General features: G+C 56.3%; 26 protein-coding genes and 1 tRNA gene. 15 read left to right on the top strand and 12 right to left on the bottom strand.

From position 1 onward, the window contains the following. Positions 1-78 precede the first annotated feature (78 nt). Genes AC2FIM_RS00255 through nthA form a run of 3 tightly spaced genes read right to left on the bottom strand, consistent with a single transcriptional unit; the run spans position 79 to position 1,698 of the window. Positions 79-414 carry a nitrile hydratase accessory protein gene (locus AC2FIM_RS00255; protein WP_142634594.1) on the bottom strand — a complete coding sequence of 112 codons (336 nt, stop codon included), beginning with the start codon at positions 412-414 and terminating at the stop codon, positions 79-81. Further along, positions 407-1,087, bottom strand: coding sequence for a nitrile hydratase subunit beta (gene nthB, locus AC2FIM_RS00250; protein ID WP_496707872.1), 681 nt, complete (start codon positions 1,085-1,087; stop codon positions 407-409). Before nthB ends, AC2FIM_RS00255 begins: the two co-directional genes overlap by 8 nt. Continuing rightward, positions 1,084-1,698, bottom strand: coding sequence for a nitrile hydratase subunit alpha (nthA, locus tag AC2FIM_RS00245; RefSeq protein ID WP_271946316.1), 615 nt, complete (start codon positions 1,696-1,698; stop codon positions 1,084-1,086). Before nthA ends, nthB begins: the two co-directional genes overlap by 4 nt. Positions 1,699-1,849: 151 nt before the next feature. Here nthA and secG point away from each other — a divergent pair, with 151 nt between their 5' ends. From secG to AC2FIM_RS00195, 10 genes are all read left to right on the top strand, one after another. Beyond that, a complete protein-coding gene (secG, locus tag AC2FIM_RS00240; RefSeq protein WP_142634600.1) occupies positions 1,850-2,215 on the top strand; it encodes a preprotein translocase subunit SecG in 366 nt (121 codons plus the stop codon). A gap of 161 nt (positions 2,216-2,376) precedes the next feature. Beyond that, positions 2,377-4,020: a CTP synthase gene (gene pyrG, locus AC2FIM_RS00235; protein WP_142634602.1), complete on the top strand. Its 1,644-nt coding sequence runs from the start codon at positions 2,377-2,379 to the stop codon at positions 4,018-4,020. Positions 4,021-4,122: 102 nt separating this feature from the next. Continuing rightward, complete coding sequence (locus AC2FIM_RS00230; protein WP_142634604.1) at positions 4,123-4,887, top strand: isocitrate lyase/PEP mutase family protein; 765 nt, start codon at positions 4,123-4,125, stop codon at positions 4,885-4,887. Between the two features lie 103 nt (positions 4,888-4,990). Next, complete coding sequence (locus tag AC2FIM_RS00225; protein WP_142634606.1) at positions 4,991-5,440, top strand: tellurite resistance TerB family protein; 450 nt, start codon at positions 4,991-4,993, stop codon at positions 5,438-5,440. 20 nt (positions 5,441-5,460) lie between these two features. Further along, positions 5,461-5,898: a tellurite resistance TerB family protein gene (locus AC2FIM_RS00220; RefSeq protein ID WP_142634608.1), complete on the top strand. Its 438-nt coding sequence runs from the start codon at positions 5,461-5,463 to the stop codon at positions 5,896-5,898. A 5-nt stretch (positions 5,899-5,903) separates the two neighbouring features. Further along, on the top strand, positions 5,904-6,626 hold the full coding sequence (locus tag AC2FIM_RS00215) for a phosphate/phosphite/phosphonate ABC transporter substrate-binding protein (protein ID WP_496678203.1): 723 nt from the start codon (positions 5,904-5,906) through the stop codon (positions 6,624-6,626). 146 nt (positions 6,627-6,772) lie between these two features. After that, a complete protein-coding gene (locus AC2FIM_RS00210; RefSeq protein WP_271946306.1) occupies positions 6,773-7,549 on the top strand; it encodes an ABC transporter ATP-binding protein in 777 nt (258 codons plus the stop codon). A 33-nt stretch (positions 7,550-7,582) separates the two neighbouring features. Beyond that, a complete protein-coding gene (locus AC2FIM_RS00205; RefSeq protein WP_271946303.1) occupies positions 7,583-8,296 on the top strand; it encodes a transporter substrate-binding domain-containing protein in 714 nt (237 codons plus the stop codon). Positions 8,297-8,368: 72 nt separating this feature from the next. Continuing rightward, complete coding sequence (locus AC2FIM_RS00200; RefSeq protein ID WP_142635158.1) at positions 8,369-9,256, top strand: ABC transporter permease; 888 nt, start codon at positions 8,369-8,371, stop codon at positions 9,254-9,256. Further along, entirely contained in the window at positions 9,253-10,059 is an 807-nt protein-coding gene (locus AC2FIM_RS00195; protein WP_271946300.1) for an ABC transporter permease, read from the top strand. Before AC2FIM_RS00200 ends, AC2FIM_RS00195 begins: the two co-directional genes overlap by 4 nt. 149 nt (positions 10,060-10,208) lie before the next feature. Here the strand turns inward: AC2FIM_RS00195 and AC2FIM_RS00190 are convergent. Beyond that, positions 10,209-10,285, bottom strand: a tRNA-His gene (locus tag AC2FIM_RS00190). A 47-nt stretch (positions 10,286-10,332) separates the two neighbouring features. Continuing rightward, positions 10,333-10,815 carry a GNAT family N-acetyltransferase gene (locus tag AC2FIM_RS00185; RefSeq protein WP_496678215.1) on the bottom strand — a complete coding sequence of 161 codons (483 nt, stop codon included), beginning with the start codon at positions 10,813-10,815 and terminating at the stop codon, positions 10,333-10,335. 77 nt (positions 10,816-10,892) lie between these two features. On the opposite strand from AC2FIM_RS00185, the gene AC2FIM_RS00180 reads away from it, so the two are divergent. Continuing rightward, positions 10,893-11,081 carry a DUF6324 family protein gene (locus AC2FIM_RS00180; RefSeq protein WP_142634620.1) on the top strand — a complete coding sequence of 63 codons (189 nt, stop codon included), beginning with the start codon at positions 10,893-10,895 and terminating at the stop codon, positions 11,079-11,081. Between the two features lie 4 nt (positions 11,082-11,085). Here the strand turns inward: AC2FIM_RS00180 and AC2FIM_RS00175 are convergent, their stop codons facing one another. After that, positions 11,086-11,517 (bottom strand): MmcB family DNA repair protein, encoded by a 432-nt coding sequence (locus tag AC2FIM_RS00175; RefSeq protein ID WP_496678217.1) that lies wholly within the window; start codon positions 11,515-11,517, stop codon positions 11,086-11,088. 113 nt (positions 11,518-11,630) lie between these two features. Between AC2FIM_RS00175 and AC2FIM_RS00170 the strand changes: the two genes are divergently transcribed. Both AC2FIM_RS00170 and AC2FIM_RS00165 read left to right on the top strand, forming a co-directional pair. Continuing rightward, entirely contained in the window at positions 11,631-11,948 is a 318-nt protein-coding gene (locus AC2FIM_RS00170) for an ArsR/SmtB family transcription factor (RefSeq protein ID WP_496678219.1), read from the top strand. Then, positions 11,948-12,373 (top strand): SRPBCC family protein, encoded by a 426-nt coding sequence (locus AC2FIM_RS00165; RefSeq protein WP_496678221.1) that lies wholly within the window; start codon positions 11,948-11,950, stop codon positions 12,371-12,373. The genes AC2FIM_RS00170 and AC2FIM_RS00165 overlap by 1 nt, the downstream gene beginning before the upstream one ends. 275 nt (positions 12,374-12,648) lie before the next feature. On the opposite strand, the gene AC2FIM_RS00160 is transcribed toward AC2FIM_RS00165, so the two are convergent. After that, positions 12,649-13,545, bottom strand: a complete 897-nt coding sequence (locus AC2FIM_RS00160) for a LysR family transcriptional regulator (RefSeq protein ID WP_496678223.1) — start codon at positions 13,543-13,545, stop codon at positions 12,649-12,651. A 90-nt stretch (positions 13,546-13,635) separates the two neighbouring features. Between AC2FIM_RS00160 and AC2FIM_RS00155 the strand changes: the two genes are divergently transcribed. After that, positions 13,636-14,463 carry a TauD/TfdA dioxygenase family protein gene (locus AC2FIM_RS00155; RefSeq protein ID WP_496678226.1) on the top strand — a complete coding sequence of 276 codons (828 nt, stop codon included), beginning with the start codon at positions 13,636-13,638 and terminating at the stop codon, positions 14,461-14,463. 112 nt (positions 14,464-14,575) lie between these two features. On the opposite strand, the gene AC2FIM_RS00150 is transcribed toward AC2FIM_RS00155, so the two are convergent. From AC2FIM_RS00150 to AC2FIM_RS00130, 5 genes are all read right to left on the bottom strand, one after another. Beyond that, on the bottom strand, positions 14,576-14,881 hold the full coding sequence (locus AC2FIM_RS00150; RefSeq protein ID WP_142634632.1) for a hypothetical protein: 306 nt from the start codon (positions 14,879-14,881) through the stop codon (positions 14,576-14,578). Between the two features lie 59 nt (positions 14,882-14,940). Then, complete coding sequence (gene nusB, locus AC2FIM_RS00145) at positions 14,941-15,423, bottom strand: transcription antitermination factor NusB (protein WP_271946288.1); 483 nt, start codon at positions 15,421-15,423, stop codon at positions 14,941-14,943. Next, positions 15,420-15,971, bottom strand: coding sequence for a 6,7-dimethyl-8-ribityllumazine synthase (locus tag AC2FIM_RS00140; RefSeq protein WP_271946285.1), 552 nt, complete (start codon positions 15,969-15,971; stop codon positions 15,420-15,422). The genes nusB and AC2FIM_RS00140 overlap by 4 nt, the downstream gene beginning before the upstream one ends. A gap of 2 nt (positions 15,972-15,973) precedes the next feature. Further along, positions 15,974-17,095, bottom strand: a complete 1,122-nt coding sequence (gene ribB, locus AC2FIM_RS00135; RefSeq protein ID WP_142634638.1) for a 3,4-dihydroxy-2-butanone-4-phosphate synthase — start codon at positions 17,093-17,095, stop codon at positions 15,974-15,976. Positions 17,096-17,204: 109 nt separating this feature from the next. Further along, positions 17,205-17,792 (bottom strand): riboflavin synthase, encoded by a 588-nt coding sequence (locus AC2FIM_RS00130; RefSeq protein ID WP_496707875.1) that lies wholly within the window; start codon positions 17,790-17,792, stop codon positions 17,205-17,207. 138 nt (positions 17,793-17,930) lie between these two features. Here AC2FIM_RS00130 and AC2FIM_RS00125 point away from each other — a divergent pair, with 138 nt between their 5' ends. Next, positions 17,931-19,229: a capsule polysaccharide biogenesis protein gene (locus AC2FIM_RS00125; RefSeq protein WP_496731676.1), complete on the top strand. Its 1,299-nt coding sequence runs from the start codon at positions 17,931-17,933 to the stop codon at positions 19,227-19,229. Positions 19,230-19,279 lie beyond the last annotated feature (50 nt).

The raw sequence follows: 19,279 nt of genomic DNA, 5'->3' as shown, positions 1-19,279 counted from the left end.
AGAGGATCCCTTGCTTCATCTGGCTCAAAATACCTCGGGGGAGTCGCGGCTTGCCGCGGCGGGGGCAGCGCCCCTTTTCTAGCCATTCGACAAATGAACGGGTTCACCATGTGGAGTCGTCAAATAGGCTTTCTCCCAATCCAACGAGACTGCAGAGACATCACTTGGGTTCGCGTCACCCATTTCGGCTAAAAAGGCCTCGAGTGTTTCCAGCCAGGCATGGAAATAGTCGTTGCCACCATTCAGCTCTTTGCTCAGACCATTGCGTTTTAGCATCTTCGAAAACCGATTGGCCCATTCCGACCATTCGAATCGTCCCGCTTCGTTCAACGCGACCGTGACCGCAAAAACCTGTGCATGCCAGGGCTCTGCGAATGCCGGCTCGGGTAATGGCTGTGCGTTACACTCACTCATCGGGCACCAGATAGCTTTGCCACAGATCTAATATGACCTCGTCATTTCGGTTCTCGGGATCGGCCCAAAGCTCCGAGGCCGGGAATGCAACCGCATATAATGGTTCAGGTGCCTCTCCCAGACCATGAGCATTGGAATCCGGCAAAACATGCGTCCCATGCAGGCGTAATATCCGACCGCAAGCGCCAGAAGCGTAAGATGGCAATCTGGTATGACCACCGTTTTTCAGGCGGTTGGCAGCCGGTCGTACTGTACGCACCTTTTGGCCGGGATCAAACTGCACCGCGATATTCGAGGGTCGATCAGCCGGACCGCCTTTGGACAGTGCGCCCTCAACCGCCCCGGCTGTCAGCGCGCGGGAAGCCAAAGGATGTGAAGCATCCGTTCCTTGGCCCAGAAGGTCTTCCAAAGTCAGGACCCCCTGCTCTACCAACAGATCTGCAAGTGCTGACACCCATTTTTCGTAGTAAAAGAATCGTGCATAGTCTTTGGGCGACAGTCGTTCGCGTGCATGGCGCGAGATGTCGATATTCCATTGTCCCAGAAACCCGGCAGCCAATGTCAGTGCCAATGCGCGCCCGTGCCATTCTTCTGGGAAAATCACTGCATCTTGGGATTCGGGGATCACCGGACCGTCGCCGAACCGTCCTCCCATATCGTGAACGCGGGTCATGACGGCACCTTTGGCAGGCCGGTTCCGATCATACTGTCACGGGTCACAAGCGCGGTCAGGTCGTCTTCGGTCATCCCATCGGTGCCATCGGGGCGCATGGGTAGAACAAGATAGCGTATCTCGGCCGTTGAATCCCAAACCCGCACGGCTGTTTTATCCGCCAGAGAAACTCCGAACTCTGACAAAATTTTACGCGGCTCACGCACGGCCCGCGCACGATAGGCATCCGATTTATACCACCCCGGTGGAATCCCCAACAAAGGCCATGGGTAGCAACTGCACAGCGTGCAAACGACCATGTTGTGGAGATCAGGGGAATTTTCGACAACAACGATATGTTCACCTTGCCGACCGTAAAAACCAAGCTTTGTCACCTCGGGCGTTGCATCCTTAAGCAGTGCGGCCTTAAAGGCCGGGTCAGTCCAGGCTTTGGCAACAACCCGGGCACCGTTCTGCGGGCCAATCTTGTTTTGGTAAGTGTCGATGATCTCATCCAAAGCCGCCGGGTCGATCAGCCCCTTGCGGGTCAGAATCGTTTCCAGCGCCTTGACGCGAAGTGCGGGTTCAGGCGGCAATAAGGCGTGCGGATGGTCGGGATTGTCATGTGGCATAGGCCGCAGCCTGCTTTACCACCCCCTTGCCTGTCCAGTCTCTTTGCTGTGATCCCGAAGATCACTTGGCGTGATGGCAACTCGTGACTTGCCCCCGGAACCAAACTTGCATAAGTACCTCGCGATACACGCCACGCTGTACAGGACCACCATGGAAAACGTCGTTCTCATTATCCATCTTCTTCTGGCTTTGGGCCTGATCGCCGTCGTCCTGATGCAGCGGTCCGAAGGCGGCGGCCTTGGCATGGGTGGCGGCGGAGGCGGTGCCATGGCTGGCCGGTCGGCTGCAACAGCATTGGGCAAGGTGACCTGGATTTTAGCCGCGTGCTTTATCGTCACTTCGATCACGCTGACCATTCTGGCGGCACAAAAATCCTCGGGCAGCTCTGTGCTCGACCGGATTGGGACACAGGCACCGGCCGCGACCGAAGAAAGCACACCGGCAATTCCGTCGGCGGATGACCTGTTGCCTCCGGCACAGGGTGACAACGCGCCTTTGATCCCGCAGGCCAACTGACACACAAAACCTAGAAACAGAAAAGAGAACTGCAACAGCATCTTGCGGTTCTCTTGCGCTATTGGCGCGAATCCTTTATACGTGAAGTCCCGTGATGCAGCGGTTTTTCTTGAACCGCCGGGCAGCTGATATTGACGTCTCACGGGGAGCAGCCGAAAAACATGGCGCGTTTTATTTTCATCACTGGTGGTGTGGTTTCATCCTTGGGCAAAGGATTGGCTTCGGCGGCTTTGGGCGCGCTGTTGCAAGCCCGAGGGTATTCGGTGCGTCTGCGCAAGCTGGACCCCTATCTGAATGTCGATCCGGGCACGATGTCGCCCTTTGAACATGGCGAAGTCTTCGTCACCGATGACGGGGCCGAAACCGATCTGGACCTTGGCCATTACGAACGTTTTACCGGCGTGGCTGCCCGCAAGACTGACTCGGTCAGCTCGGGCCGGATCTATTCCAACGTGCTGGAAAAAGAACGTCGCGGCGATTATCTGGGCAAAACCATTCAGGTGATCCCGCATGTCACCAATGAGATCAAGGATTTCATCGCCATTGGTGAAGATGAGGTTGATTTCATGCTGTGCGAAATCGGCGGCACCGTGGGCGATATCGAAGGCCTGCCCTTCTTTGAGGCCATCCGCCAATTCAGCCAGGACAAACCACGCGGCCAATGCCTGTTCATGCACTTGACGCTGCTGCCCTACATCAAAGCTTCGGGTGAATTGAAGACCAAACCAACCCAGCACTCGGTGAAAGAGCTGCGTTCGATCGGTCTCGCCCCCGACATTCTGGTCTGCCGGTCCGAAGGCCCGATCCCGACCAAGGAACGTGAAAAGCTGGCTTTGTTCTGTAACGTCCGCCCCGATAGCGTGATTGCTGCGCAGGACCTCAGCACCATCTACGATGCTCCGCTCGCCTATCACCGCGAGGGACTGGATCAGGCGGTTCTGGATGCCTTCCAGATCAGCCCTGCCCCCAAGCCCGATCTGACCAAATGGGAAGACGTCAGTGATCGCATCCACAATGCCGAGGGCGAAGTGAAGGTCGCCATCGTCGGTAAGTACACCCAGTTGGAAGACGCCTATAAGTCGATAGCCGAGGCGCTGACCCATGGCGGGATGGCCAACCGTGTCCGCGTCAAGGTCGAATGGGTCGATGCCGAGGTATTCGATACCGAAGAGGCCGCCCCGCATCTGGAAGGCTTCCACGCGATCCTCGTGCCCGGCGGATTCGGTGAGCGCGGTACCGAAGGCAAAATCAAGGCTGCGCAATACGCCCGCGAACATAAAGTGCCCTACCTGGGCATCTGCCTGGGAATGCAGATGGCCGTAATTGAGGCCGCGCGAAATGCCGCTGGCATCAAAGAGGCCGGGTCCGAGGAATTCGACCATGAATCCGGTAAAAAGCGGTTTGAACCGGTGGTCTATCACCTGAAAGAATGGGTGCAGGGCAATCACAAGGTCGAACGCAAAGTCGGTGATGACAAGGGCGGCACCATGCGCCTGGGCGCCTATGACGCGGTTCTGGCCGAAGGGTCAAAAGTGGCCGAAGTCTATGGCGGTACCGCCATCGAGGAGCGCCACCGCCACCGCTATGAAGTGGACATCAAATACCGCGACAAGCTGGAAAAAGCTGGTCTCAATTTCTCAGGCATGTCCCCCGACGGCCGGTTGCCAGAAATCGTCGAGTGGTCGGATCATCCGTGGTTCATTGGGGTCCAGTACCACCCCGAGCTGAAATCAAAGCCGTTCGACCCGCATCCTTTGTTCCGCGACTTTGTGCGCGCTGCCAAGGACACCTCGCGTCTGGTCTGACACCAGGCACGAAAGCAGATTGTATCGGTCAGCGCGAAAAGACTGTACGCGCTGACCCTTTGCACGGTTAACTGTCCGCAACTCAGAGATAGGAGACCGTCCATGACCGATCAGATCACCAATGCACTGACATTCGCGGCCCTGCACAAAAAGGGCGAACCGGTTATCCTGTACAATATCTGGGATGCTGGCAGTGCCGGTGCCGTGCGCGACGCTGGTGCCCAAGCCATTGCCACTGGAAGCGCTCCTGTTGCGATGGCACAAGGGTTCAGCGACGGCCAAAACATCCCGATGCAGGCCGCGCTGGACAATGCTCGCCGGATTGTCGAATCCGTTGATCTTCCGGTTACTCTGGATTTCGAAGGTGCGTATGCGGCTGATGCTCAGGGTATCTCTGCCAATGTCAGGCTGGCCCTTGAATCCGGCGTTGTCGGCTTCAACTTCGAAGACCAGATCATCGGATCAAATGAGTTGTACGATATTGAAACTCAGGCCGCCCGTGTCAGCGCGATGCGTGAAGGTTGCGATGCGGCGGGCGTTCCTGCGTTTATCAACGCGCGGACCGACATTTTCCTGAAGGCGCAGCCCGAAACCCATGATGATGCGATGCTGGAAGAGGCAATGGTCCGAGCACAAGCCTATTCAGATGCAGGGGCCAGCGGATTCTTCGCCCCCGGCCTACGGGATCAGGCCATGATTGCCCGGTTGGTAGAGTCAATCGACCTGCCGCTAAATATCATAGCATTACCCGGCACACCGGACACCGCCACTTTGGCTGGGCTGGGAGTCGCGCGTATAAGCTATGGCCCTGTACCCTATCGGAAAATGCTGGCCTGGCTGCAAGACGAAGCGCGAAAGGTACTCTGACCCAGCGCGCTATCCGGCTGTAGCAGGCGGTCTTTTGATCATTCTGAGCCTTGCGCGATAGTCCGTGCTTGGCGGGTTATCAAATATGGAATAATCTCTGACCATGTTGAAAAAACTCTTTCAGGCTTTCCGCCCGCCACAACACGACAATCTGCCCGACCCAGACGCTGAACTTGCACTCGGGGCGCTTATGGTGCGCGTTGCACAAGCGGACAGGGATTATAAGCTGGAAGAGATCAGCCTGATCGACCGTATCCTCGCCCGACTTTATCAACATAATGCGATCGAAGCCGCAAAGGTCCGCGCCACGTGCGAGAAACTGCACGCAGCTGCACCGGAAACGGACACGTTCGGTAAGCTGATCCGGGAAACCACGGACCTGCACGAGCGCTTGGCCGCTTTGGATGCCCTCTGGGAGGTGGTTCTGGCCGACGGGAATACAGATGAGGGCGAGATGAAAATCGTCGAAGAAGCCCGCATCGCCATGGGTCTGAGCTTTAACGACAGCAAGACCGCCAGAAAGCGTGTGCAAAGACGCTTGGAAGAGGCGTAAGGCCTCTCTATACCTGTCTCATGTTTAGTGATTTTCTGTCTCGACTGACCCAGCCTCAGCCCGCCCCTTTCACCGATGACGATGCTCGACTGGCCTTGACGGCCCTGCTGGTGCGCGTTGCCCGATCTGACAACGACTATGCCGACAGTGAAATGGCGCGGATCGACCGGATTTCGGTTGAACGCTATGACCTATCCCCATTCGAAGCCGCCGGCCTGCGCGCCCGCGCCGAAGATCTCGAGGCCGAAGCACCGGACACCGTACGGTTCACTCGCGCAATCAAAGAGGCCGTTGCCTATGACGACCGCCTGGCAGTCGTTCAGGCCTTGTGGTCGGTCGCTCTGGCGGATGGGCACCGCACGGGTGAAGAGGATTCCTTACTGCGACTGGTCGTCAGCCTGCTGGGCATCAGTGATGTCGACTCTGCAATGGCCCGTCAAAAGGCTGCCAAATCTTGATAGCCATGCTGGGCATGTACGACATGCCTGCGCTGCGCCCTGCGAATGATCGGTTTTGGGCATCGATTCGGGATTACCTTGGCTATGGCCCCGCAAACCTAAACCGAGACCGGGATGTCTGGGATGTCTGGTTGGACCCGGATCTGGTTTTTGCCCAGACCTGCGGCATGCCCTATCGCACCCGGCTGCATGGCAAGGTGCAGTTGGTTGGAACGCCGGACTACGCGTTGCCTGGCTGCCCACCTGGCCATTACCGGTCGGTTTTTGTAGCCCGCCGCCACGACCCCCGCGACCTTGATGAATTGGCCGATGGTGTTTTTGCCTATAATGAACCGCTGTCGCAATCCGGATGGGCCGCCCCAATGGTTCACCTTGAACGATACCACCGAACACCATCGTCGGTTCTGCAAGCCGGTGGTCATGCGCTGTCTGCTCAAGCCATTTCCGAGGGCCGTGCCGATTATGCCGCGCTGGATGCGCTGACATGGGAGATTCTGAAGGTCCATTCCGACCTTCCAGAAGCTCTGCGTGAGGTCGCCGAAACAACCCCAACCCCCGCGCTACCTTATATCACAGCGAAAGATCAGGATGCCGCTCAGATCGCACGCGCTGTTCGCAACGCGATTCAAACCATATCACCGCAAGATCGGAACCTTCTGCACCTGCATGACCTGATCTCTATTCCTGCCAAAGATTATCTGCGCGTCCCAAATCCGTCGAAATTGTAAACTGCGATGGATAATTCATGATCAAATTGACCAGAACGCTTCGTCAAATTGACGGAATCACCCGCTTACTCTGTCATTTGCGCATTGCATTGATCTGATTTTTAAGCCCTAGTACCGCACCAACACCAATAACACCTGGACCAACCGTGACAGATTCAACTCCCGTCATTGAGATCAAGAACCTACACAAGAGTTTCGGCAATCTGGAAGTGCTGAAGGGTGTGGATATCACTGCCAGACGGGGCGATGTCGTATCTTTGATTGGGTCCTCGGGGTCTGGGAAATCCACTTTATTGCGGTGCTGCAACCTGTTGGAAGACAGCCAACAGGGCGAAATCCTTTTCAAGGGTGAACCTGTTCGTTGGTCCGGTAACAGCCACACGCGCCGGCCTGCTGATGCGAAACAGGTTCTGCGCATTCGCACAAACCTGTCGATGGTTTTCCAACAGTTCAACCTGTGGGCTCATTTGACCATCCTGCAGAACGTGATGGAAGCACCTGTAACGGTATTGGGCCGTGACAAAAAAGAAGTTGAAGACAGCGCACGCAGATACCTTGAAAAAGTTGGTATTGGCGACAAGTGCGACGCCTACCCCGCACAGTTGTCTGGTGGCCAGCAACAGCGTGCCGCGATCGCGCGGGGGCTGTGCATGGAGCCCGAGGCGCTTTTGTTTGACGAGCCCACGTCGGCGCTGGACCCCGAATTGGAACAAGAAGTGATCAAGGTGATCAAAGACCTGGCTGCAGAAGGCCGCACCATGATCATTGTGACCCACGACATGAAAATGGCCGCTGATATCTCTAGCCATGTCGTTTTCCTTCACCAGGGCCTCATCGAAGAAGAAGGCCTGCCTGAAGATCTCTTTACTACCCCTGAATCTCCACGGCTTCAGGGCTTTCTTTCCGCCACTCAGGCGGCATAACTTCAGATCAGAACCAAAACTGGGGAGTATCCAATGAAAAAACTGATCCTGACCACTGCGGCCCTTGCGCTGAGCGCAGGCATGGCTATGGCAGACACCATCCGGATGGGGACCGAGGGCGCCTATGCACCTTGGAACTTCGTCAATGACGCAGGTGAGATCGACGGCTTTGAGCGCGAGCTGGGCGACGAGCTGTGCAAACGCGCAGACCTGACCTGCGAGTGGGTCAAGAACGACTGGGATTCGATCATTCCGAACCTGGTCTCGGGCAACTACGATGTGATCATCGCTGGTATGTCGATCACCGACGAGCGTGACGAGGTCATCGACTTTACCCAGAACTACACACCGCCGGATCCCTCCGCCTATGTAGCAATGTCGGATGACGCCGATGTTGCAGGTGGTGTGGTCGCCGCACAAACTGGCACCATTCAGGCTGGCTATATCGCCGAATCCGGCGCGACCCTGGTCGAGTTCGCCAGCCCCGAGGAAACCATCGCTGCCGTACGCAACGGTGAGGCCGATGCGGTTCTGGCCGACAAATCCTTCCTTGCCCCGATCGTCGACGAAGACGCAGATCTGCGCTTTGTGGCCGATGAGGTTCCGCTGGGTGGTGGCGTCGGCATTGGCGTCCGTGAATCCGACGGTGAGCTGAAAGAAAAGCTCAACGCAGCCATCCAATCCATGAAGGATGACGGCAGCCTGAACGAGCTGATCACCAAATGGGAAGTGTCTTCGACCTTCTAATTCTGATCCGGCGGCGTGCCCCAGTCTACGGGCGCGCCGCCCCAGCGCCTTTACCACCTGAAGAGGCCCGCCATTTTTTCGTTCTGCACTGATCCCGACACGCTGGGAACCTTCCGTTGGTTCTCGTGCTATCTGACCAATGGTGTGCATTGGTCCTTTTACCTGTCCTTCCTCAAGGTACTGGCTCTGCTTGCCGTGACGGCGCCCGTAGCGCTGGGTTTCGGGTTCGTCGGGGCCATGGCTGCCCGTTCGCACGTTCTGCCGGTCAGTTGGCTGGGTAAGGGTTATATCGCCATCGTGCGCGGCGTGCCGGATATCGCCTTTTTCATGTTCTTCGTGATTGCTTTGGATCAGGCATTCGAATGGACGCGGCATCAAATTCTCTGCCCGGACTGGACGGATTCGATCCGACAGGGCAACGACTTTATCGTCTGCCAATCTGCCAAACTGCCACTGGGCACCTCGCCGGAATGGGTGCACGAAACCTATGGGTTCTTTCTGGCTGTCATCACTTTCTCTATTGTTTTCGGTGCTTTCGCCGCCAATGTTCTGTTCGGCGGCATGCGGGCCGTACCCTATACACAGCTGGAAACCGCCGAAGCCTATGGGATGTCCCGTCGCCAGACATTCTGGAAAATCCTTGTGCCTCAGATGTGGGTTTATGCCCTGCCCGGTCTCAGCAATCTCTGGATGGTTCTGATCAAGGCCACGCCGTTGCTGTTCCTTCTGGGCATCGAAGATATCGTGTACTGGGCCCGCGAACTGGGCAGCACCAAGACTCCGAAGTTTACGCAATACCCACACGGTGACTGGCGCATGTGGTATTTCCTGTTCCTGCTGGTTTTCTACCTTGGCTTCACCCGTATGTCCGAGATCGGGCTTGAACGCCTGATGCGCCGGCTCTCGCACGGACAGGCCACCGCCGCCGGAGAATTGCTGCGCAAGGAGACCACCGCATGAGCTGCTTGCAGACCATTCAGGACTACGGCCTGCGATCTCTTGGATATGGCGAGCGCCTGCTGCCAAAATCCGACTTTACCTTATGTGAGCACTTTACCCTGATCGGGTCTGGTATGATCTGGAATATCTATTTCGGAGTCATGGCGCTTGCGACCGGATTTTTCCTGGCCACAGCACTGGCGCTTGGCAAAGCATCACCCAGTTTGTGGCTGCGCAAACCTTCGGAATGGTTCATTTTCATCTTTCGTGGTTCGCCGCTGTTCATTCAGTTTTTCTTTGCCTATTTCTTCTTCCTGTCGCTGAAGAAATCCTATCCGATGTTCGATTCTCTGACGTCGGCCTGGATTGGGGCGCTGATCGTTCTGTTTCTGAACACAGCCGCCTATTCAGCCGAAATTTTCTTTGGCGCGCTCCGATCCATTCCCAAAGGCGATACCGAGGCTGCAGATGCTTATGGCATGTCCGGCTGGTCTCGCTTCCGGCGGATCGTCTGGCCCACCATGCTGCGGCTTGCCTGGCCCGCCTACACGAATGAGGCGATCTTTCTGTTCCATGCCACCACGCTGGTGTTCTTCTCGGCCTTCCCCGCCTGGCAGCAACGAGGCGATGCGCTGTATTACGCAAGCTATTTCGCGGACAAGACGTTCAACCCCTTTGTCGCCTATCCAATCCTTGCCTTCTATTTCATCTTACTGACGCTTGTGATCGTTGGAGGGTTCGGCCTGGTGAACAAGCATCTGAACCGTCATTTACCTGCGGAACGGAAAACGAAAATGCGCTTTCGCCTGAATCTGGCACGCTAAGAACCTACCGGGGATGCAGCCGCTGCAATCCCCGGAAAAGACAATTTCTCAAATAATAATCGGTACCGTTTTGAGTGAAGGCAGCCCTTCGATTTGCGCGGCGGCTTAGGGGCCGAACTAGCTTGGGAATTTTCTGGCAATCGGTGAGATGGTACCGCCTCCCTGGCTTGAACAGGGGACCTCTGGATCCACAATCCAGCGCTCTAACCAACTGAGCTAAGGCGGCACTTGTGAAGGGCGATGTACCGAACGCGTTCACGGAATGCAAGAGGATTAAAGCTGAATTTTCCAGCTTTGTTCGACCAGATCAACCCCGAAGGAATGGACCGGTTTGCTATCCATCAACTGCCACCCAGTGGACCCATAAAGCGCACAGGCAGCCTTGTGGCTTTCATGCGTCCACAGCCTCATTTCAGTGTAACCGGCGCCGCGAGCAAAGCCCATGCAGCTCTCCAGCATCCGCTTTCCCAGGCCCATCCCACGCGCTTCGGGCAACAGCAAGAACAAGCGCAGTTTTGCGGTCGTTTCACTCAGGGCAACGCAGAAAATACTGCCCAAAGGTTTACCGTCACATTCGGCTATCCAGCCACGCTCGCGCTTGGCATCATGGTCCGAGATGAAATCGTCGAGGATTTCTTTCACCAACACGGCAAAAGAGTCGTCGAAACCCTCGTCTCGTGAATACAAAAGATCATGCACAGCCACCAACCACGGCGCATCCAAAGCGTCAAAGGGTCTGATCTGAATAGAGTGCATCCCCTATTTGAACGCAAAGGTAACTTGATTCTCAAGCCTTTGCGCGCTAGCACGAACTCTCATCCCCGGAGGCACACATGAGCATCAATACCGAAAGTGACATTCAGGCGAATTTGCAGATCGGACCAACAGATCAGGGGATGGTGCGCCTGTTCATCGAAGCGGAAAACCTTGAAATTCCAATGGATTTCGATCCGGAAGAAGCCGAAGAGATTGCCGATGAACTCCGTGCTGCTGCGCATGCCGCACGGGCGGTAAAAAGCTAACCTATCAGATTCTGGGATCTCTCAGGGACTGCAAGCGCCGGGCTGCATCTGTGGCAAATTTCTGGATCATCTTCTTCCGCCGGGCCGGAGCTATCTTGTCCTCTGGTGCCATACGCACGATCTCGGCGTCATAAGCATCGGCAATGATCAACCCGGTCTCGGCAGGCAACAGCTCGGTCGGAAACTCCGTATCCACTGCCCAGAAGAATCGATCACACCACTCCAAATAGCCCTGCCATTTGGAATCCGACTGGAAATCAGCGCGGCTTGATTTACATTCGATCACCCAAAGCTCACCCTTAGGACCCAGCCCAATCACATCAACCCGCAGTCCGCGTATAGGCACGAATTCCTCAACGGATACAAAGCCATGCGCCGTCAGGTGACGGGCGACGCCACGTGCAAGTCTTTGTCCGGGTTGCAGGTCCAATGTCATATCCCAAATGTGAACAATTAGTGAACAAATGTAAAGTGAGCCCATACGACTTGACATAGTACCATTTGGTATCGCATTAATGTGAAACCAAATGGTATCTCTTTAGGTTGCATATGGAAAATCAAACTCAAAACGCGTTCCGCGCTCTGGCTGACCCTACCCGCAGGGACATTGTGCAGATGCTGGCACTGCAGGACATGACGATTGCACAGTTGACTGATCGCTTCGACATGACCCGCGCGGCAGTCAAGAAACACCTGACCGTGCTCTCGGATGGCGGCCTGATTGCCGTCGAAGCCCGTGGCCGGGAACGCATAAACCGACTCGAACCAAAAGGTATGGCCCCTGTTCTGGATTGGCTCAGCTACTTTGATCAATTTTGGGATGAACACCTTAACTCTCTTAAAGAAGCTGTTGAAAGGAAATCATAATGACTGATGCCGTTCTAAGGAAATCCATCTTCCTGAGGGCCGAGCCCGAGACCGTCTGGGCCTATCTGACCGAACCCGACCGGTTGGCGGAATGGTTTCACAAACCCGAACGCCCCCTGGCGCAGGGCCAAAAACTGGAGATGTTCGGAACGACCAGTGGCGACCTTCTGATCTGGGGAGAAGTCCGCGAAGCGCGCCCGCCGTCATATCTGGAGTATTCGTTTACGGTTAAGCCAATGGGCGACGCAGTCAGCATCGTGAAATGGACGCTGGAACCGGTTGCGGGCGGTACACGCCTTGATCTGTTGCACGAAGGTCTGCCGCAAGGTGCCGATGCCTTTGGCCTGATCCTGGCGCTGGACAATGGCTGGGACGAGCATTTCGGCAAGATGCGCGTGGCCTTACACGAAACTGTTGACGCCTGACCCCTTGTGCGAACCCGCCGGACGCCCTACTTAGGCCCGTGGCGGGTTCTGCCCTTCTTGTGACTGGTAGCATTCTGGTGGCCTTAAGCAATTCCGAGGGGGCTGGCTCTGTTCAGGTCCTGGCCTGATTACCTGGCGCCCACCTGTACATACAGGTCCTCGGGAATCAAACCGCACGGTTGACTGGTGGTCCCGCTACACTCGATCCAAACTCCGGCAGGAAATAGCCGGATTTACGAGCTCTGAGTTCTGACCTGCGGGCCAGATCGCGCTAATCAAACCTGGATCAGACAGGCATCAAGAAATGCTTTTACGGGTTCGGGTTGCCGAATGGCACGGGGCTGCACAATCACAACATTAAAATACCCGATATCCTGTGCCAGCGGACGCGCGACGACCGCATCGCCTTCTATCGTGCGGCTCGCCTCTGGCGGAAAACCAACCAGCGTGAACCCAAGCCCTTTGCCAACATAGGCATGCACCAACTCTCGTGATTGCGAGGTCAGCGGCACTTCTGGATCAAGCCCGGCAGCCTGCAACAGGTCAAGATAGCTTGGACCCGGACCGGAACGCGACACTGCAATGTAGGGCATGCCTGTCAGCTGCTCAAGCTGTACGCTGTCGGCATGCGCCAATGGGTGCGAGGCCGGAAGTAAAACCAGAGGCGCCAGTTCTTTAAGTACTTCAACGTGATGACGTCGGGGTTCAAACCCTTGATCAAACACCACAAGCGCGTCCAACTCGCCGGCATCCAGCGCAGCAACGAGGTTCGGGAAATCATCCTCAACAACCTCGATGCGGATACCGGGATGGCTTTGGCGAAAAGCCAGAACAGCTGGTAGAATGATCTTCTGCGCAATCGCATAATGCGTCCCGATCACAATAGACCCTGTTTTACCCTCAGCCATCACAGCGGCCCGATTGCCGAGCGCGCCTGCTTGCATCAGCAACGCGTCGGAATCCGTCAAAAAGGCTGCGCCAACGCGGGTCAACCTCATCCCGCGTGCAGGAAAGCGATCAAACAACGTCAAACCAGTGACATCTTCGAGTTTGTCGATTGCCGATGAAATAGCGGCGGCCGAAACATTCAGGTTCCTGGCTGCCTGCGCGATACCGCCACATCGCGCCGTCTCGGCGAAGAACGACAACTGGCGCAAAGTGAAACGTATCATCAATAAAATCTTCTTTTTACTAATTTTAAATCAGTTTTTTCGACCTTTAGCAATGCGCTACCCTGCGTTTGAAACTCAGGGAGAAAGCAGATGGACATCAGACCACTTACCGGCGGTGTGGGCGCAGAGATCATCGGCGCCGATATCCGAGACGGCAGCCAGTTCGACGCCATTCATACGGCCTTTGCTCAGCACTCTGTCATCGTACTCAGAGCGCAGGATGTCGGCCCGGATGAGCATCTGGCGTTTGCCCAACGCTTTGGCGCGATCAACATCAACCGCTTCTTCAGGCCGGTCGATGGGCATCCAGAAATCGCTATGGTGCTGAAGGAAAAGGATCAGAAAGAGGCCATCGGAGAGGGCTGGCATACCGATCATTCCTACGACCAAATCCCGGCGATGGGGTCTATCCTGCATGCTTTGGAAACCCCGCCCTTTGGAGGCGACACACTGTTCGTCTCGATGGGTGCAGCTTATGAGGCGCTGTCACCTACCATGCGGAGCTTTCTGGATGGGCTCTGGGCGGTTCATTCGTCTCGGCACGTTTTTGGAACAAGCTCACAGGACAGTGAAGCGGCGCAAAGTGGTCGGCTAAGCAATGCACAGGCAGCCACCCAAGACGCGCGACATCCTGTGATCATAAAACACCCCCTCAGCGGGCGGCGCGGTATTTATGTGAATCCAGTGTTCACAACCCAAATCGAAGGCCTGAGCGCCGATGAATCAGCAGCCATCCTTGCAATGCTATATGACCATTGCCAGCAACCCGAGTTCCAATGCCGCATTCGTTGGCAAACAGGCGACATGACCATCTGGGACAATCGGGCCACATGGCACAAAGCGGTCAATGACTATCATGGATTTCGACGATTGATGCACAGGGTTACCGTGGAGGGTGTCGCCTTGTCTGCCGAATGACCCGAACCCTGTCAGAGAAAAGACACAACGCAGTCAGACTAAAACTGACGCCCTGACCTACCAATTACGGCGGGCAAGCTCTGCGTCCACCTCAACCGGCGTGTCACGTGTCTTAACGCCCTGTACGTGCCTCTTGTTTGATCAGGGCAGGCTTTAGCCTGACAGAAACCGGCGTTCCACCTCGCGGACCGCCCGGTTTTTCGGCCATGCTCATAATCGCATAGGCAAACTGTACACCGGCAAAGACGATCCCGTTCATGAACCAGATCATCGCCAGAGCAACCAGACCGATATCAGAACCAGTAATCAGATGACGCAGGTTGGCGACGTTCAGGGCCAGAAGCACCCCGACAAAAATTGCCGAGATGGCAAAGCCCCAGGCCACTTGTGTGATATACAAACGGATCAGTTTGGGCATGGCGGACCTCATTGCGCTATAATATTCAGTTTAACGCATATTTGATCCGTGTAAACGCGTCAGAACGCCTCGGGCTTGGCCTCGTGCGCCATGTGATCCAGCACTGCGTTGACAAATTTGGTCTCTTTACCTTCGGGGAAGAAGGCCCGCGCCACATCGACGAATTCAGTGATGACCACCTTGGGCGGTGTGCCGTTCTGTGTCAGCTCTGCTCCGGCGGCCCGGAAGGCCGCGCGCAGGGTCGGGTCGATCCGGGCAATCGGCCATTTGGCAACCAAAGCGCGATCGGTCATCTGATCGATCGGCGCCTGATAATTGACCGCATCTTCAACCAGCTTGCGGAACAGGCGAATATCGCCGTCCAGCATTTCCTCGCCCTCATAGACGGCGCCAAAGCGGTGATCCAGAAACTCGGTCACAACCTGATCGGTTGTCTGACCCGATTGCTCCATCTGGAACAGCGCCTGCACGGCATAGAGCCGAGCGGCGGATTTCATCAGGCGTTTCTGGTTGGCCGGTTTTGGCGCGTCTGTCTTGGTCATGCTGTTGTGGGTCCGTTGCTGTCGCCCGCCACAAGGATGGACTCGGACGGCGGCTTGAACCCGACGCCCTTTTTGGAAGAGCCCCACTTACGGCTGAGCGCGATCAGATGCAAGGCCGCAGCGGCAGCTCCGCCCCCTTTATTCATTTTTTCCGGATTGGCGCGCACTTCGGCCTGATCGTCATTCTCGACTGTCAGGATACCGTTGCCGATGCACAGACCCTGCAGACCCATCAGTTGGATGGCACGGCTGGAGTCGTTGCAGACGGTTTCGTAATGCGTGGTCTCTCCGCGAATGACACAGCCCAGCGCGACATAGCCGTCAAAATTGCACTGACGGTCTGCCATGCCGATTGCCGTCGGGATTTCCAACGCGCCGGGCACTTCGACCACATCACAGGTGCCGCCTGCCCCTTCGATCTCGGCCTTTGCGCCAGCCACCAGATTGTCAGCGATGGCGCGATAGAACGGGGCCACAACGATCAACAGCTTGACGGGTTTGTCGAATGTCGGCGTTGGCAGCACGCCGTGTTTGTCTTGTTCAGCCACAATCAGTCCTCCCTGAGGATTGAACGGGTCCCGACAATGGACAGGCCAAAAGCGTCGAGCCCGAGATAAACGGTTTCCGGCGAGTCGGTCAGTAGCACAAGTTCCTGGATCCCCATCTTGGACAGTATCTGCGCCCCCAGACCGGTTTGTTTGATGGTGCGTGGGCCCTCATCTTCAGCCGCATAGAGCGAGTTGCGCGGTTGGCGGAACAGACAGACCACACCGCGCCCTTCATCAGCAATCTTTTCCATCGCGCGCGGCAGCTCACGTGAGGATTTCGGGCCAAGACCCAGAATGTCGGGCGCCTCGTGCAGCGCATGGGTCCGGGTCAAAACCGGCTCAGGCGTGGTGATGTCACCCTTGACCATCACGACATGTTCGATGCCATGGGTCTGATCGGTGAAAATCCGCATTTCCCAGTCGCCGCCATATTCGGATTTGACGGTTTCCCGAGATGTCTCAACCACGAGATTGTCATTGCGCGACCGGTAGGCGATCAAGTCGCTGATCGTGCCGATCTTCAACCCGTGTTCCTTGGCGAATTCGACCAGGTCAGGCAGCCGCGCCATGGTTCCGTCAGGGTTCATGATCTCGCAGATCACGCCCGAAGGGTTCAACCCGGCCAGGCGTGAGATATCAACGGCGGCCTCGGTATGGCCCGCGCGCACCAGCACCCCGCCCCGCTTGGCCCGCAAGGGGAAGACGTGACCCGGCGTGGCGATATGGACCATCGTGTTTTGCTCGTTGATCGCAGTCGCCACGGTCAGCGCCCGGTCACCAGCGGAAATGCCAGTCGACACTCCCTCGCGCGCTTCAATCGACACGGTGAACGCGGTCTCATGACGTGACGAGTTGTTCACCGCCATCATCGGCAGACCCAACGTGTCAATCCGTTCCGCCGTCATCGGCAGGCAGATCAGGCCACGACCATGGGTGGCCATGAAATTAATTGCCTCAGCATCAGCGAACTCGGCGGCAATCACCAGATCGCCCTCATTCTCGCGATCTTCGTGATCAACCAGGATATACATCCGGCCTCTGCGCGCCTCGTCGATGATCTCTTTGATCGGGCTGATTGCCGCGCGCAGCTGGGCCTCGACCGGTCCGGGAGTTTCAAAGCTCATGGGGCAGCCTTTCACATGCCAAGTTTGACCGGGTGGATAGACCACCGCGCGGTCAAAGACCAGACCGCATGCGGCACCGTTCCGGTCAGACGCGACGTTGAATTGTGGACTAGGACATTTCAGCGAGGCGCGCGACATAGCGAGCCAGCGTGTCGATCTCAAGATTGACCCGGTCGCCGATGCCGACATCCCCCCAGGTCGTCACCTCTTTGGTGTGCGGAATGAAGTTGATACCAAAATCGCACCCGTCCACATCGTTTACGGTCAAAGAAGTACCGTTCAGCGCAACTGATCCCTTGGGCGCAATGAAGCGAGCCAGATCTTTGGGTACGCGCAAGGTTACCCGCGTGCTGTCGCCCTCGTCCAGAACGGCGACCACTTCTGCGACGCCATCAACATGACCAGACACGATATGACCGCCCAACTCATCTCCGACCTTCAGCGCGCGTTCCAGATTGACGCGTTTGCCGACGGTCCAGCGATCCAGGTTTGTTTTCGAAACGGTTTCCGCGCTGATTTGCACATCATACCAGTCTTCGCCCAGTGCGATGACTGTCAGGCAAACGCCGTCGCTGGCAATGGATGCACCAATATCAATCCCCGGGGTATTGTAGGCGGTTTTGATCCGCGCCCGCAGATCGCCTTGCTGCTCCAGTTCGGTGATGGTGCCGATATCTGTGACGATCCCCGTAAACATTGCGTTAACCCTCTGTTTCTAACCTGATGCCAGCGCTCACCGTCGAGGTAAGCGTAAGCGCGCCTACGGGCAAGCCCCAGGTTGCCGCAAATACGACAAACAGGCATAATTCCTCATCTAACGACAAGAGCAGCAGAAATGTTACCACTCAACGGCGCTGCGCAAAAACGCGTATTTCTTTTCCTGCAAGGACCGCACGGGCCGTTTTTTGGCGCGCTTGGTAAGATCCTGCGCGCAGCGGGTTCCGAGGTGTGGCGCGTGGGTTTCAACGCCGGGGATCAGGCTTTCTGGTCTGATAAGGCCAGCTTTATTCCCTATGCTGGCAAACCCGAGAACTGGCCGGCAAAATTTGTTGACCTGGTTGTCGGCCGCGAGGTGACAGACATTGTCCTGTATGGCGATACGCGTCCAATCCACGCCCAAGCCATCCGCATCGCCCGCGCCCACGGGATCACTGTTCATGTTTTCGAAGAAGGGTATCTGAGGCCCTGGTGGGTCACCTACGAACGCACAGGTACGAATGGCAATTCGCATCTGATGAATCTGGAAGTTACCCAGATGCAGCGAGCGCTGGAGCGTACTGATGCGCCGATGCCGCCCCCTCCGACGCATTGGGGTGATATGCGACAGCATATTTTCTATGGCGCGCTGTATCATTGGTTTGTTCTGTTCCTGAACGCCAAGTATCGCAATTTTCGAACCCACCGTGACCTACCGGTTTCGAAAGAGTTCAGGCTTTATTTCAAACGGCTGGCAATGATGCCGTTCCACAGAATCCGGCGGCGTATGGCGACGGAGCGAGTCCGGCGGGGCGGGTTTCCCTATCACTTGGCATTGCTGCAACTGGGACATGACAGTTCGGTTCAGTCACACTCGGACTTTGACTGCATGTCCGAATTTCTTGAGCAGGTACTGCACGGTTTTGCAAATGGCGCACCAACGCACCATCATCTGGTCATCAAAGAACACCCGCTGGAAAACCATCGGGAACCATTGCGCCAGGTGGCACGCAAGCTGGCCAAAACACTGGGTATCGCTGATAGGGTCCATTATGTACCCGGGGGCAAACTGGCCACATTGCTCAACGAAGCGAGCTCGGCCGTGACGATCAATTCAACTGCGGGTCAGCAGGTATTGTGGCGCGGCATTCCTCTGCGCGCCTTTGGCAAATCGGTCTATGACAAGCCCGAATTTGTTTCCAGCCAACCGATCACTGATTTCTTTTCCAATCCAGATATCCCCGATACCGAAGCCTATCAAAGCTATAGGCGTTTTCTGCTTGAAACCAGTCAGGTCCCCGGCGGGTTTTATTCACGCCGTGGGCGGCGACAGTTGCTTAGGCGCGCCGTGGATATGATGCTAAGGGCGAAAGATCCCTACCAATCCGTGCTGACCGACAAAGAGGCGCGGACGCCACAGTTGAGGATCGTTGAGTAAATCACCCCTCTTGATGCTGGCGATTGCAGTGGGAAACAAGTACGCTGCTG

The organism is Ruegeria sp. CDSC052 (assembly GCF_059610685.1).
The sequence above is the reverse complement of the archived record's forward strand: the minus strand, read 5'-3'. Positions and strand labels throughout refer to the sequence as shown.